This is a genomic window from Ornithinibacillus californiensis (genome assembly GCF_001038485.1).
GTDB lineage: Bacteria > Bacillota > Bacilli > Bacillales > Amphibacillaceae > Ornithinibacillus > Ornithinibacillus californiensis.
This window is the reverse complement of record NZ_LDUE01000050.1, coordinates 110,994-124,670: the sequence shown is the minus strand read 5'-3', so window position 1 is coordinate 124,670 and position 13,677 is coordinate 110,994. Positions and strand designations below refer to the sequence as shown.

Genomic DNA, 13,677 nt, shown 5'->3' with positions numbered 1-13,677 from the left:
CCCTTTTATTTTACTATACTAGATATAAGATATCGGAATAGGAGGAATAGTATGGTGAATGTTACATTTAAACAACAGGCTGTAACGCTTGTAGGAAACGAATTAAAAGTTGGGGATCAAGCTCCTGATTTTAAGGTTCTAGATAATGACCTAGAAGAGAAATCACTATCTGATTACAAGGGGAAGATAAAATTAATAAGCGTGGTACCATCTATTGATACTGGAGTTTGTTCTATACAGACGAACCGCTTTAATGAAGAAGCCAAGAAACTAGATAATGTTCATGTCCTTACCGTAAGTATGGATTTACCATTTGCGCAGAAACGGTGGCGTGAGGTAAATAATGTTGAAAGTCTGGATATGCTTTCAGACCATCTTGATGGTAACTTTGGTGAAGGTTATGGGGTATTAATTAAAGAACTTCGTTTGCTAGCTCGTTCCATTTTTGTAGTTGATTCCAACGATAAAGTTACATACGCCGAATATGTAAGCGAAGTATCTGATCATCCAGATTATGATAAAGCATTAGAAGCAGCTAACCAAGCTAAATAATTATATACGTGTAAGAAGTCTCTCGAAGAAATTAGAGAGACTTCTTTTATATGTTTCTGAATTGAATTATCTAATTACAATCTTCTGTCTAAATCATTATTTTGTACAGTTGTCCCTTGTATTTGTTACAATATAACGAGCTAGTGGAACGGAGGATTTATTATATGGAAAAAACAAAGGTTGAACATTTATTTGAGTGGATGGATAATACTACTCAGATTATCGAACAACACCTAAAAGACCCTTATCTCGATAGTCTATCAATCGCACTTGAAACTTTATTCTTTCAAGGTGCAGAAGAATCGATGGATGACATATTAACTCATAAGTTACACACTGCATTAAACCAAGTTAATCTTGAGGACTATAATGCGGATGATATTCGAAAAGCTATTCAATTTACAGTACTAAAAGGAATGAAGGATACTACGCAACAACAACATCTAATGACTCCTGAATCAATTGCCCTAATTATTGGTTATCTAGTACAGAAGCTAGTAGTAGACGAGAAGCCGATACGTATATTTGATCCTGCTTCTGGTACTGGAAACTTACTTACTACAGTCATTTCGCAACTAAATCAACCATATGAGGCGTTTGCGAGTGAAGTCGATTCAACATTGATTCAGCTTGCTTTGGTAAGTGCCAATTTACAAAAGATCCCGATTGAGTTTTTCCATCAGGATAGCTTACGACCATTTCTATTAGACCCAGTGGATTTAGTTGTTTCTGACTTACCAGTTGGCTATTATCCAGACGACATTCGCGCAGCAAATTATGAATTAAAAGCTGATGAAGGACATTCTTTTGCTCATTACTTATTTATTGAGCAAAGTATGAACTATACAAACCCAGGTGGTTATCTGATGTTAATGGTTCCTAACTTTATTTTTGAAAGTGAAGGGGCAGACAGACTCTATCCTTACATCCAAAAAAATGCACATATCGTAGGTGTAATTCAATTACCTGAAAGTGCGTTTAAATCTAAGAAATCATCTAAATGTATATTAATCCTGCAGAAGAAAGGGAAAAATACAGAAGGACCAAAACAACCTTTATTAGTTCAATTACCTTCGCTGAAGAACACGAACGCAATGGGGGATGTTTTAGCGAAAATGAATGATTGGTTTAAGGACTATAACAAAAATGTGTAGTACAAATGAATATCACAACAGGAGTGACACCAATGAATAATGTATTAGCAATTAATGCAGGAAGTTCATCATTAAAATTTCAATTGATTCAAATGCCAGAGGAAACGGTAGTTGCTAAAGGTCTCATGGAGCGAATCGGATTACCTGAAGCTGTATTTACGATCGAAATTAACGGTAAGAAAGACAAAAACGTTATAGACATTCCAAATCATGAAGTAGCGGTAAAGCTTCTATTAGATAAATTAACTAGCTCTGGTGTTATTGCATCATTAGATGAGATTGATGCGGTAGGGCATCGCGTTGTTCATGGCGGAGAGAAATTTAATGATTCCGTATTAATTAATGAACAGGTTATTAGAGAGATTGAAGAAGTATCTGAATTAGCCCCACTTCACAATCCAGCTAACTTAACTGGTATTCAGGCTTTTAAAGAAGTGCTGCCTAACATTCCTATGGTAGCAGTTTTTGATACTGCTTTTCACCAAACGATGAAACCGAGTTCTTATTTATATAGTCTGCCATACGAGTATTATGAAAAGTATGGTATTCGTAAATACGGTTTTCACGGAACATCACATAAGTATGTGTCAAAACGTGCCGCGGAGATAATGGACAAACCATTGAAAGACTTACGATTAATTTCTTGTCACTTGGGAAATGGAGCGAGTATTGCTGCCATTAAAGGGGGCAGGTCAATAGATACTTCCATGGGATTTACTCCATTAGCTGGAGTTACAATGGGAACAAGATCAGGGAATATTGATCCGGCATTAATACCCTATATTATGGAGAAAACTGGCAAGACAGCTGAAGAAGTAGTTAATGTTTTAAATAAAGAAAGTGGGATGCTTGCATTATCCGGCTTCTCTAGTGACTTACGTGATATCGAATTACAAGCAGATAAAAACGAACGTGCAGAACTAGCATTAAACGTGTTTGCTGGAAGAATCCATAAGTACATTGGTTCTTATGCTGCTAGAATGTCTGGTGTAGATGCGGTTATTTTTACTGCAGGTGTGGGAGAAAATAGCGATATCATTCGAGCGAAAGTGTTAAATGGTTTAGAATTTATGGGGATTTACTGGGATCCAATGTTAAACCAATCGACTCGAGGAAAAGAAGGACTTATTAGTTACCCTCATTCACCTGTGAAGGTGATCGTTATCCCAACGAACGAAGAGGTCATGATTGCTAAGGATACGGTAAGACTTAGTAAATAAAACATCTAAAAAAGGTTTTGATATGATGTGAACATATCAAAACCTTTTTTCTTTATCGGACAACTAATACATCACAGCTAGCATGCCTTGTGATACTTTCGGATACACTACCAATCAAAAAGCGTTCAACCGCATTCATACCAGTTGCTCCACATATGATCAAGTCTGCATGAAAAGTTTCTGCGATATCCTTAGCAATTTTCACTTTTGGGGATCCATATTCAATACATCGGGAGATATCTGTAATACCAACTTCTTTTGCGTTCTCAACGTAACTATCAATTAAATCTTTTGCGTATTCTTCTGCTTGCTCAGATAGAGTACCATCATACGATTCAGCGTACGCAAATGAACGAAAGTCAATTACATGAGCAATGATAAGATGTGCATTGTTACGTTTGACTATTTCGACAGACTTCTTAAATGCTTTTTCGGATGCATCAGATCCATCAATAGCTACTAGAATATTCTTATACTCAAATTTCATGTTTCTCTCCCCTTTCTTTATTTACCATTATTATACAATAAAAACGCTTTCATTTGGTAAAAGTAAACAAGCTTTTATTGACGAATTTAGTACAAACTAATAGTGGAGGTGAGTACATGGCCAAGAAAAAAAACAAACAAAAAAACGAGTTATTTGAAGATCCAAGTGGTGTGTCTGCAGTGAAAAACCAGCTTTTTGAGAGCTACCAAAGTGGAGTGGTAGAAGATCAATTGCATAACAATAAAGACATATGGACTTTTAATAACAGAAAGGCTTAAAGCTACCTTCCAAGCAAAACAATCTACTCGTAATTTACGGGTAGATTGTTTTTTGGATATTCGCTATGATTATAGTGTATATTTTTAATATGTTTGGTACAATGTAAGTGTTTACAATATTTAAGAGGAAGGTGTTCCAATTGAGAATAGGGATTCCAAAAGAGATAAAAAATAATGAAAATAGAGTAGCGATTACGCCTGCTGGAGTACTTACTTTACGAAATGCTGGACATGAGGTATTTGTAGAGACATCTGCTGGATTAGGATCAGGTTTTACGGATGACCAATACATACAAGCTGGCGCGGTTATTGTTGGTAATGCCGAAGAAGCATGGAAACAAGAAATGGTAATGAAGGTTAAAGAACCTCTTCCAGAGGAGTATGATTACTTCTATGAAGGTTTAATATTATTCACATATCTGCATTTAGCTGCAGAACCAGAACTTACGCAAGCTCTACTCGATAAAAAAGTGGTTGGACTGGCTTATGAAACTGTACAAGCAGCTAATGGCTCACTTCCATTGTTAACACCGATGAGTGAAGTTGCTGGGCGTATGGCGGCACAAATTGGAGCACAATTCTTGGAAAAGTCTAAAGGCGGAAAAGGTATCTTACTAGCAGCTATTCCTGGCGTTAAGCGGGCTAATGTGACCATAATTGGTGGAGGTGTTGTTGGTGCAAACGCAGCAAAAATTGCTGTAGGACTTGGAGCTAACGTAACGATTTTGGATTTAAGTCCGGAAAGGTTACGTTATTTAGATGATACGTTTGGCTCATCCATCAATACGATGATGTCTAACCCAATGAATATTGCAGATAGTGTTGCACAATCTGATTTAGTGATTGGTGCTGTATTAATTCCAGGTGCAAAAGCACCAAAACTGGTGTCAGAGGATATGGTAAAGCAAATGTCTGAGGGTTCAGTGATTGTAGATGTAGCTATTGACCAAGGTGGTATTTTTGAAACGAGTGATCGTATCACAACCCATGACAATCCAACCTTCACTAAACATGGTGTACTTCACTATTCCGTTGCAAATATGCCCGGTGGAGTCCCTAGAACAGCTACGATTGGCTTAACTAACGTGACAGTACCGTATGCACTTCAAATTGCTAATAAAGGCTATCGTGAAGCATGCTTAAACAATCCAGCATTGCTAAAAGGGCTAAATACAATGGATGGTTATGTTACTTATGAAGCGGTTGCTGCAGCCCATGGATTAGAGTTTAAACGAATTGAGGATATATTGGTTTGAATTAGCAAGGGTCTGACCCAGTTTTGGTGTCAGACCCTTCTACTTATTTAATGATTTGTAATTCTTTCGGGAATTTCGTTAATATCTCTGCACCATTCTCTGTCATGAATATCATATCTTCAATTCGTACTCCTGCAACTTTCGGTACATAAATTCCTGGCTCAATGGTAAAGCAAACACCATTTTGTAATGGTAATGTATTATTTCCATGAAGAGACGGATATTCATGTGTTTCAAGACCTAAGCCGTGTCCAATTCGGTGATTAAAGTACTCACCATAACCGTTTGCATCAATATGGTCACGTGCCGCCTTATCAATATTACCGACAGCATTACCTAGTTTGGAAGCTTCAATTGCTTTTAATTGTCCTTCCAACACGGTATGATAAATCTTTTTTTGTTCATCATTAATCGCTTGGAATGCCACTGTTCTAGTAATATCGGAGCAATAGCCTTCAAATATAACACCCAAATCAAATAGGACCATATCGCCTTTTTGCAGTTTGGCAGTTCCAGGTGTTCCGTGTGGGGAAGCAGTTTTATGTCCAAACAAGACCATGGTAGAGAAGGACATTGCTTGTACGCCTTTTTTCTTTAACTCATATTCAATAGTTGCAATGACTTCAAGCTCACTAATTCCTTCTTTTAAAGCATTGATGCCTGTCTGAACACCGAAGTCAGCTAACTCAGCAGCCTTTTTTAGCAATTCATACTCTTGTTCATTTTTAATGACCCTCAATTTGGAGAGAATTTCTTGGGCTTGGCTTATCTCCGTGGTTGGAAGGATACCTTTAACTTTATTGAAGCGGCTTAATGTAAGATTATCCTCCTCCACACCAAGGTTTTTAGGTATCTTTCCAGAATTAGTTAGAAATGCTAGAAATAATTCCCATGGGTCTTCATGATCGTGGTAATCAATCATTGCATGAGTCCAACCTGCATTTTTTGCGTCTTCTGCTTCCATTGCAGGTAAGATTAAAACCGGATCATGAGCAGCACTCACATAAACTGCAACAACTCTTTCATGTGGATCTGTCAGGTAATTACTTAAATAATATACATTTGCCGGAGAAGTAACTAGCATGCTATCTAGTTGATTTGTTTCCAGTTCTGTCAATAATAGCTTAATTTTTGCTGACATTTATATCACCTCATCTATTATATTCATTATAAGCTTTATGAAAAAGTAAATTCAACTAAGAAAAATTATGAAACCTTTTAAAGAATTGTTCGTACTAAAGATAGACGTATTACAAAATTTAAATAATTTGGAGGTAGACCTATGTTTAAATTTTTCAAAAGAATGAAGACGATTGTTAGTTCAGAATTAAATTCGATGCTTGATAAAGCAGAAGATCCAGTGAAAATGCTGGACCAATTTCTGCGAGATATGGGAGAAGAGATTCAAGAGGCTGAAACAGCTGTTGCTAAGCAAATAGCTAATGAAAAAATTCTGAAGCGTAAAGCTGACGATGCACAAGCTATGGTGGACAAAAGACAAGCACAAGCAGAAAAAGCTATCGTAGCAGGGGAAGATGAACTTGCAAAACGTGCATTACAAGAAAAGAAAGAATACGAAAACCAAGCAACCTTACTAAAACTATCCTATGAGCAAGCTGAAAATGATTCGCAAGTACTTAAAAGTAAGCTAGATGAAATGAAAAAAGAGTACCAAGAAATGAGTTTGAAAAAAGATTCCTTAAAAGCACGTGCAGAGTCTGCACAAACGCGTACTAAAATTAACCGCAGTATGTCATCAGTCGGTGGTGACGAATCAAGACGAGGTTTTGAACGTATGGAAGAGAAAGTTCTTCGCTTTGAAGCAGAAGCTGAAACTAGTGAGGACTTATCCACTCAAAGTCGAACATTAGATGATGAATTTAAGAAGTTAGACTCTGATGTGGATGATGAGTTAGCAGAGCTAAAAAGAGCAATGGGTAGAGAGTAAGGAACTTTGAGGCAGCATGTTTGAACATGCTGTCTTTTATTGTTTATAAAGAGGATTATGGGAATAAATGTAGAATGTATATGGTAAACAATTATGAAAGGATGATTCGATGAAAGTATCATATCACGGACACTCAGCAGTGAAAGTAGAATCGGGTGAACATACTATTTTAATTGACCCATTTATTACAGGTAATCCATTATCTGATTTAAATGCTGATGAAGTTAAGGCTAACTACATATTGTTAACGCATGGTCATAATGATCATGTTGGAGATACAGTGGAAATTGCAAAGCGAAATGATGCGTTAGTTATTGCACCAAATGAACTTGCAGACTACTTAGGGTACAAAGGAGTTCGAGTGCATAATATGCATATTGGGGGTTCTCGTGAATTTGACTTTGGTAAAGTGAAGTTCACACAAGCATTCCATGGTTCTTCATTTGAAGAAGAGGGTGGTAAGATTATTTATACAGGTATGCCTGGAGGAATTCTGTTAACGGTTGAAGGTAAAACAATTTATCATTTAGGTGATACTGCGTTGTTTACCGACTTGAAAATGTATGGAGAGATGAACGATATTGATTTAGCATTTATTCCAATTGGGGATAATTTTACAATGGGACCGGATGATGCTGTGGTTGCTGCTGATTGGATTAATGCGAAAATTGTTGTGCCAATTCATTATAATACGTTTCCGGTTATTGAGCAGAACCCAGAGGAGTTTGTGAAAAGACTTAGGACTGGTGAAGGAAAAGTATTGCAGGTGGGCAATAAGATAGAATTTTAAAGGTTCATGGGATTGGGGTGATAATATAAACAAATTAGTCTCTTTTATATTTTGAAGGAAATTTATATAAAATAAACTAAGAACGTGAGCTCAACGCTCACGTTCTTAGTTGGAACCGCAACTTCTAGATTCATTAATGATTATACCGTTTTGAGTATCTCCATTACATGAAGCTGTACCATGAATAGTGATATAAGAATCCTTTGAAGTTATGTTGATATTACCATTGAATGTACCATTTTTATCTACTGTTATGGAAGAATGATTGTTATTTAAGTTCACATTTTTGAATGTGGCATTTTCCTTGACTGTTATAGTTGTATGATTACTGTTAATAAATATATCACCGAAATGGGCATTCCCATCTATTTTAAGTTCAGCATCATTAGGATTGTTCTCATCAAAAGATATACTACCTCTAAAAGTTACATCTCCAGTAACTGTTATATCTGCCATGCCCCTTTCATTCTTATATTTATAGAAGCTTATATCATATAAGAAAGTCCCATTTTTACTAACAAATGTACAATCTTCCGTAATTTCTCTTAGAGTGTATACAAAGTCCATTTGGGAGTCATTTAAGTAACAACCATTCTTTTTAATATACTCTTCATCGATGATAACATTGTCTTCTTCATCTGGTGTTTCAACAATAGTAACAGTTAAATCTTGATTAGATTTATTCGCCCAAGCAGTCTGAATAGTATTCGGTTCTCCGTTTTGTGGAAATGTGGTAACAGTAATTCGAATAGGTTCTTCTGGTGTAATTTCTTCAATGCAATTATCTTTTACTACTCCATTTGAAACATCGCTGATTTCGATAGTTAATTCACTCTGCTGAATACAAATAGTCTCTTTTTTGTTTTGATATTGACTTTTCAAATCCTGCAATGCAATATTTGCAAGTTGAGTTGCTTCAATCTGATTACTAGTTTGATCTTCTCCTTTAAATGATTGAAAGATAGTAGTAGATACAAGTACCATTACTATAGCAAACAAACTTAAGGCTGCTAGGAGCTCCACCAAAGTAACACCTTTATTGTTTCTAAAATGTCGAAAAATCAAAGTAATCACATCCAATAAAATAATGGTATAATAGGACAAAAGTACTGATAGGGAGTGGACTTTCTTGTTTCATCAAAATAAAAACATGAATAACAACGGGTTTACTCTTATTGAAATTATAGCATCAATTGCGATATTAGGTATGGTAATTGTAATATTACTACCTATTTTCCCGCAAATTTTGACATGGAATGAGAATGTGGATGATGAGCTAGTTACTAGTAATTTACTAGGACAAGCTATCTATGATGTTCAGAATATTAATCAGCAAGAATTTTGGAATGAATTTTATGATGCTCCACTGTGTGAAGAAGGAACAGTAGATATTGAGGCTGACAGATTCCTTGAGACTTCTTATCAAATTCAATTAAAAGTTTGTAAGGAGGCTGATGTAGAGCTCTATCGAACTAACATCCATGTTACTTATAAGGAAAAACATAGTGATACCTATACATATATAGCAGGTGAAGATAATTGAAAAAGATAGGGAATGAACATGGTGCAGCACTTGTATTGACCGTAATGATTATTACCCTGATTTTATTATTTGTCCTCATGTTATTTACACAAGTAACAAATACTGCAAGACAAGTAAAAACAACAGAAGAACATCTAATTGCTTCTCATATTGCCGAAATGGGTGTGGATTATTATCAACAACTCGTTCAAGAATCTGTGCCAAATCAGGTTTCTAGTGTTGAAGACATAATAACTTTTATTCCTAACCCAACTGGTGACTCTTTAGAAAAAGTGTTAGATGACGAAGGACTTTATAAATTTGTTATTGATGATATCACTATTGATGATTCGGAAGATCCAATCAGTATTAAATTTTCTAGTAAAGGGATAACCCCTGACTCTGAATTTTCTATTGATGATATGGAAGTTAAAATAAGTACACAAACGGAGTGAAAGGCATGCCAAATCGTAAGCGTTTAGGAGATTTACTCCAAGAAGCAGGAATAGTAACAGAGGCCAAAATAAATGAAACAATTGAATATAAGAAGCCTAACCAAAAGCTTGGAGATGCTCTTTTAGAGCGCGGTTATATAACAGAAAGACAACTAATTGAAGTCTTAGAATTTCAGTTAGGAATTCCTCAAGTTTCACTATATCAATATCCTATCGATGAAAAAGTGTTAGGATTTGTATCAAAGGAAATTGCACAAAGAAATCACATCATGCCTTTAAAAATAAAAGATGGCTCCTTAATTATCGCAATGAAGGACCCAATGGATTACTTTATCATCGATGATTTAGAGTTATCAACTGGACTTAGTATTTCACCGGTAATTGCTACAAAAGATGATATTCTACATGCTATCAACAAATACTATTTTAAAGAAGATAGAGGAATTGATTTAACGATTTCTGAGGGCGAAGATGAGGCACCAGTTATTCGGATGTTGGATCAATTGTTGAATGCAGCAGTTCAGTTACGGGCAAGTGATATTCATATTGACCCACATGAAAATGATGTTTATGTGCGATATCGGATTGATGGCAGATTACATACGGAAACGGTTATTCCCAAGCAGGTTCAAAACTCACTAGTTGCTAGAATTAAAATTCTTGCTGAATTAAATATTACACAAACCCGCTTACCGCAAGATGGTCGTATAAAAATGATGGTTAACACGACACCAGTTGATTTACGTATTTCTTGCCTTCCTACGGTTTATGGAGAAAAAGTGGTTATTCGTATTCTAGATTTAAATAATGCTTTGATGCAGCTAAGCGAGATGAATTTTTCGAAAGGCAATCATCAAAAGTACAGACAATTAATAACGCAGCCATCTGGACTAGTACTATTGACAGGCCCAACAGGTTCTGGTAAAACATCGACCTTATATGCATCAATTAATCTCTTAAACAAGGAACATGTCAATATTATTACTATCGAAGATCCGGTAGAGTATCAGTTAAAAGGTATCAATCAAGTTCAAGTAAACAGTGCAGTTGGTCTTACATTCGCTAATGGTTTACGTTCAATTTTAAGACAAGACCCCAATATTATCATGGTAGGGGAGATTCGAGACCAGGAAACAGCAGAAATCGCTATCCGTGCTTCCTTAACAGGTCACTTAGTATTTAGTACACTTCATACGAATAGTGCGATTGATACGGTGCCGCGACTGATAGATATGGGTGTGGAACCATATTTAGTAGTTACCTCGTTAAATGGTGTCGTAGCACAAAGGCTAGTACGTAAGATTTGTAGAGATTGTCAGTCTAAAAGAGAAGCTACTGAAATGGAAAAAGATATATTCCTTAAAAATGGTATCGAAGTGGAGCACGTATATTTTGGAAAAGGTTGTAGCAGCTGTCATCAGCAAGGTTATCGTGGAAGAATTGCCGTTCATGAAGTAATTGTAATGGATGATACAATTAAGAGTATGTTACTCAACCACACTTCTATTAAGGAAGTTAAGGAATATATGAAGCAGCAGGGGACAAGCTTCTTAATTCAAGATGGATTAGAAAAGGTTAAAGATGGGCTAACGACGATGGAAGAAATTATGCAAATCTCAATTAGTATTTAAAGGGGGTAAATTCGTGAAGGAGCAGTTTGAGCAGTGGTTAAAGGAAGCTTATCAGATGAACGCTTCTGATGTACATTTGACAATCGGTAAAGCCCCTATTTTTCGTATTAATGGTAAGCTAGTTGAACAAGACAAGGAAAAAATATTACCGTCGATGACCAAGATTATTATTCAAGACATCTTACCGGAAGATTTGTGGAGAGAACTTGAGAGAAAACGCGAGATAGATTTTTCCTATGGAATTAGTGGTATATCACGTTTTCGCATTAATACATACTATCAGCGAGGGGAATTGTCTATGGCGATACGGATAGTCCCTAGTAGAATACCTACGCTTGATGAATTAGATTTGCCTCCAATTACTAGGAAACTCACTACGCATCAACAGGGCTTAGTCCTCGTGACTGGTCCAACAGGAAGTGGGAAAAGTACTACTCTAGCTTCTATGATTGATTATATGAACCAAACGATGTACAAGCATATTATTACTTTAGAAGATCCTATTGAATATATGCACACACATAATAAGTCTGTGATTGATCAACGAGAAGTTGGATTTGACACGAATAGCTTTTCTGGTGGATTACGTGCGAGCTTACGGCAAGATCCAGACGTTATCTTAGTTGGTGAGATGCGTGACTTGGAAACGATAGCTACGGCAATAACGGCAGCAGAGACTGGTCATTTAGTATTTGGCACATTACATACAACAGATGCGGTCTCAACGATAGAGCGGATTATTGATGTCTTTCCATCAGAGCAGCAGGACCAGATTCGAATTCAGCTATCAACTATATTAAAAGCGGTGATTTCCCAACGTCTTCTATTAACAAAAGATAACTCAGGTAGACGTGTAGCGACAGAGGTATTAATTAATAATCCTGCCATTAAGAATTTGATACGAAATGAGAAACTACATCAAATTCAAAGTGTACTGCAAACCTCTAAAGAGCAAGGAATGCATACATTAGAAATGGATTTAAGACGATTAGTTCAAGAAAATAAAATTTCTATAGAAACGGCTGCTCCTTTTATGCAGGAAAGGGGAGTTTAGGCATTGAATTATCAATATGTCGCTAAAAACTTAGCCGGTGATGCAATTAAAGGAAAAATAGAAGCGGAAACGAAAGAATTAGCCCTGCAAGAACTAGAAAAAAATCGACTCTTTGTTATTGAAATTAAGGAAACACCAATATGGAATAAAGATATTGTATTAACAAAAAGAGTAAAGAATAAAGAATTTGTTATGTTTTTAAGGCAGTATGCAACACTTATACACGCCGGTATACCCATCTCAGATTCAACAAAAACGATGGCTAAGCAAACAGAAAGCCCTATTCTTAAAGCCGCTTTATTAGACATAGATAGACAATTAGATCGTGGGGAATCCTTATCAAAGGCTGTTGCTAATCATCCTAAAATATTCCCTGCTCTACTTGTTAATATGATAATAGCCGGAGAAGCCAGTGGTAAACTAGATGAAATCCTTAATGAAATGGCTGATTACTTTGAAAAGGAATATCGAAATAAACAGCGTATTGTTTCGGCGTTGATGTATCCGAGTATTGTTGGTGTTATTACTTTATTTTTAAGTATTTTTTTACTAGTATTTGTTGTTCCACAGTTCATAGGCATGTTTAACTCATTAGGGGAAGAAATACCACCATTTACACAATTTATACTTAGTTTAAGTAACTTCGCAGGTGCTTTTTGGTGGTTAGTCTTGCTCTTCCTAGCTGGCATCTATGTACTATATCGCTCACTATTAAAAAAAGAGTCATTTGCTTATAGGGTGGATAAGATAAAAATGAAAATGCCCTTATTTGGTGTATTAGTTCATAAAGGTGCTCTTGTTAGATTAACGACCACTTTAAGTACGCTAGTTAATAGTTCTGTTCCTATTTTGCAATCGGTAGAGATAACAGAAGAAGTAGTAGGAAACCGGGTATTAAAAGAAGTCTTGAGAAAAGTAAGGAAGTCACTTGAAATTGGAGAATCAATGACCATTCCGATGAAAGAACATTGGGCATTTCCAGCACTTGTGATTCAAATGGTGCAAATTGGGGAAAAGACTGGTACGCTTGATCAGATGTTATTAAAAGCTGCCAACTTCTATGAAGAAGAGGTAGAGCAATTATCAACTAGAATTAAAACTTTAATAGAACCATTAATGATTATCATACTAACGGTAATCGTTGGAAGTATTATTGCAGCAGTTGTTATTCCGATGTTCTCCTTGTTTGAAAATATATAATTTATTGTAGATTAATGTCGCAATGTAAATTATAATGTTAATAGGACTTATGTAGGAAGCGATGATTAACTATCTGTACATGGGCACTTGGATAGTTAGGAGCTAGTAGTGCAACCGACCAACTATGATT

At 36.0% G+C, this 13,677-nt stretch carries 15 protein-coding genes and 1 riboswitch; of the genes, 12 read left to right on the top strand and 3 right to left on the bottom strand.

Annotation, left to right across the window (positions count from 1 at the left end):
- The first annotated feature begins 51 nt into the window (after positions 1-51).
- The 3 genes from tpx (at position 52) to TE34_RS12240 (ending at position 2,926) form a co-directional block, all read left to right on the top strand.
- Entirely contained in the window at positions 52-552 is a 501-nt protein-coding gene (gene tpx / locus TE34_RS12250) for a thiol peroxidase (RefSeq protein WP_047985104.1), read from the top strand.
- A 164-nt stretch (positions 553-716) separates the two neighbouring features.
- Positions 717-1,706 carry a class I SAM-dependent methyltransferase gene (locus tag TE34_RS12245; RefSeq protein ID WP_047985103.1) on the top strand — a complete coding sequence of 330 codons (990 nt, stop codon included), beginning with the start codon at positions 717-719 and terminating at the stop codon, positions 1,704-1,706.
- A gap of 32 nt (positions 1,707-1,738) precedes the next feature.
- Entirely contained in the window at positions 1,739-2,926 is a 1,188-nt protein-coding gene (locus TE34_RS12240; RefSeq protein ID WP_047985102.1) for an acetate kinase, read from the top strand.
- Between the two features lie 52 nt (positions 2,927-2,978).
- On the opposite strand, the gene TE34_RS12235 is transcribed toward TE34_RS12240, so the two are convergent.
- Entirely contained in the window at positions 2,979-3,413 is a 435-nt protein-coding gene (locus tag TE34_RS12235) for a universal stress protein (RefSeq protein WP_047985101.1), read from the bottom strand.
- 116 nt (positions 3,414-3,529) lie between these two features.
- On the opposite strand from TE34_RS12235, the gene TE34_RS21245 reads away from it, so the two are divergent.
- Complete coding sequence (locus TE34_RS21245) at positions 3,530-3,691, top strand: hypothetical protein (protein ID WP_169749100.1); 162 nt, start codon at positions 3,530-3,532, stop codon at positions 3,689-3,691.
- A gap of 140 nt (positions 3,692-3,831) precedes the next feature.
- Positions 3,832-4,947, top strand: coding sequence for an alanine dehydrogenase (gene ald / locus TE34_RS12230; RefSeq protein WP_047985100.1), 1,116 nt, complete (start codon positions 3,832-3,834; stop codon positions 4,945-4,947).
- Positions 4,948-4,990: 43 nt separating this feature from the next.
- On the opposite strand, the gene TE34_RS12225 is transcribed toward ald, so the two are convergent.
- A complete protein-coding gene (locus tag TE34_RS12225; protein WP_047985099.1) occupies positions 4,991-6,088 on the bottom strand; it encodes a M24 family metallopeptidase in 1,098 nt (365 codons plus the stop codon).
- A gap of 141 nt (positions 6,089-6,229) precedes the next feature.
- Between TE34_RS12225 and TE34_RS12220 the strand changes: the two genes are divergently transcribed.
- Positions 6,230-6,895: a PspA/IM30 family protein gene (locus TE34_RS12220; protein ID WP_047985098.1), complete on the top strand. Its 666-nt coding sequence runs from the start codon at positions 6,230-6,232 to the stop codon at positions 6,893-6,895.
- Positions 6,896-7,004: 109 nt separating this feature from the next.
- Entirely contained in the window at positions 7,005-7,685 is a 681-nt protein-coding gene (locus TE34_RS12215; RefSeq protein WP_047985097.1) for a metal-dependent hydrolase, read from the top strand.
- A 105-nt stretch (positions 7,686-7,790) separates the two neighbouring features.
- Here TE34_RS12215 and TE34_RS12210 read toward each other — a convergent pair whose 3' ends face one another.
- A complete protein-coding gene (locus TE34_RS12210) occupies positions 7,791-8,759 on the bottom strand; it encodes a prepilin-type N-terminal cleavage/methylation domain-containing protein (RefSeq protein ID WP_269083174.1) in 969 nt (322 codons plus the stop codon).
- 55 nt (positions 8,760-8,814) lie between these two features.
- Here TE34_RS12210 and TE34_RS12205 point away from each other — a divergent pair, with 55 nt between their 5' ends.
- From TE34_RS12205 to TE34_RS12185, 5 genes are read left to right on the top strand one after another with little or no spacing between them, the layout of a single operon-like run.
- Positions 8,815-9,228, top strand: coding sequence for a type II secretion system protein (locus TE34_RS12205; RefSeq protein WP_047985095.1), 414 nt, complete (start codon positions 8,815-8,817; stop codon positions 9,226-9,228).
- The gene (locus TE34_RS12200; protein ID WP_047985094.1) at positions 9,225-9,662 is read left to right on the top strand and encodes a hypothetical protein; all 438 of its coding nucleotides are present in this window, start codon (positions 9,225-9,227) and stop codon (positions 9,660-9,662) included. The genes TE34_RS12205 and TE34_RS12200 overlap by 4 nt, the downstream gene beginning before the upstream one ends.
- Before the next feature lie 5 nt (positions 9,663-9,667).
- Positions 9,668-11,293 (top strand): GspE/PulE family protein, encoded by a 1,626-nt coding sequence (locus tag TE34_RS12195; protein WP_047985093.1) that lies wholly within the window; start codon positions 9,668-9,670, stop codon positions 11,291-11,293.
- A gap of 13 nt (positions 11,294-11,306) precedes the next feature.
- On the top strand, positions 11,307-12,347 hold the full coding sequence (locus TE34_RS12190; protein WP_047985092.1) for a type IV pilus twitching motility protein PilT: 1,041 nt from the start codon (positions 11,307-11,309) through the stop codon (positions 12,345-12,347).
- A 3-nt stretch (positions 12,348-12,350) separates the two neighbouring features.
- Positions 12,351-13,547 carry a type II secretion system F family protein gene (locus tag TE34_RS12185; RefSeq protein WP_047985091.1) on the top strand — a complete coding sequence of 399 codons (1,197 nt, stop codon included), beginning with the start codon at positions 12,351-12,353 and terminating at the stop codon, positions 13,545-13,547.
- Positions 13,548-13,592: 45 nt separating this feature from the next.
- Positions 13,593-13,676: riboswitch (cyclic di-GMP riboswitch) on the top strand.
- Position 13,677: the final 1 nt, after the last annotated feature.

Coding starts and splice junctions, on each gene's coding strand:
- TE34_RS12240 (WP_047985102.1), top strand. CDS start 1,739: ATGAATAATGTATTAGCAATTAATGCAGGAAGTTCATCATTAAAATTT.
- TE34_RS12225 (WP_047985099.1), bottom strand. CDS start 6,088: ATGTCAGCAAAAATTAAGCTATTATTGACAGAACTGGAAACAAATCAA.
- TE34_RS12220 (WP_047985098.1), top strand. CDS start 6,230: ATGTTTAAATTTTTCAAAAGAATGAAGACGATTGTTAGTTCAGAATTA.
- tpx (WP_047985104.1), top strand. CDS start 52: ATGGTGAATGTTACATTTAAACAACAGGCTGTAACGCTTGTAGGAAAC.
- TE34_RS12195 (WP_047985093.1), top strand. CDS start 9,668: ATGCCAAATCGTAAGCGTTTAGGAGATTTACTCCAAGAAGCAGGAATA.
- TE34_RS12235 (WP_047985101.1), bottom strand. CDS start 3,413: ATGAAATTTGAGTATAAGAATATTCTAGTAGCTATTGATGGATCTGAT.
- TE34_RS12215 (WP_047985097.1), top strand. CDS start 7,005: ATGAAAGTATCATATCACGGACACTCAGCAGTGAAAGTAGAATCGGGT.
- TE34_RS21245 (WP_169749100.1), top strand. CDS start 3,530: ATGGCCAAGAAAAAAAACAAACAAAAAAACGAGTTATTTGAAGATCCA.
- TE34_RS12245 (WP_047985103.1), top strand. CDS start 717: ATGGAAAAAACAAAGGTTGAACATTTATTTGAGTGGATGGATAATACT.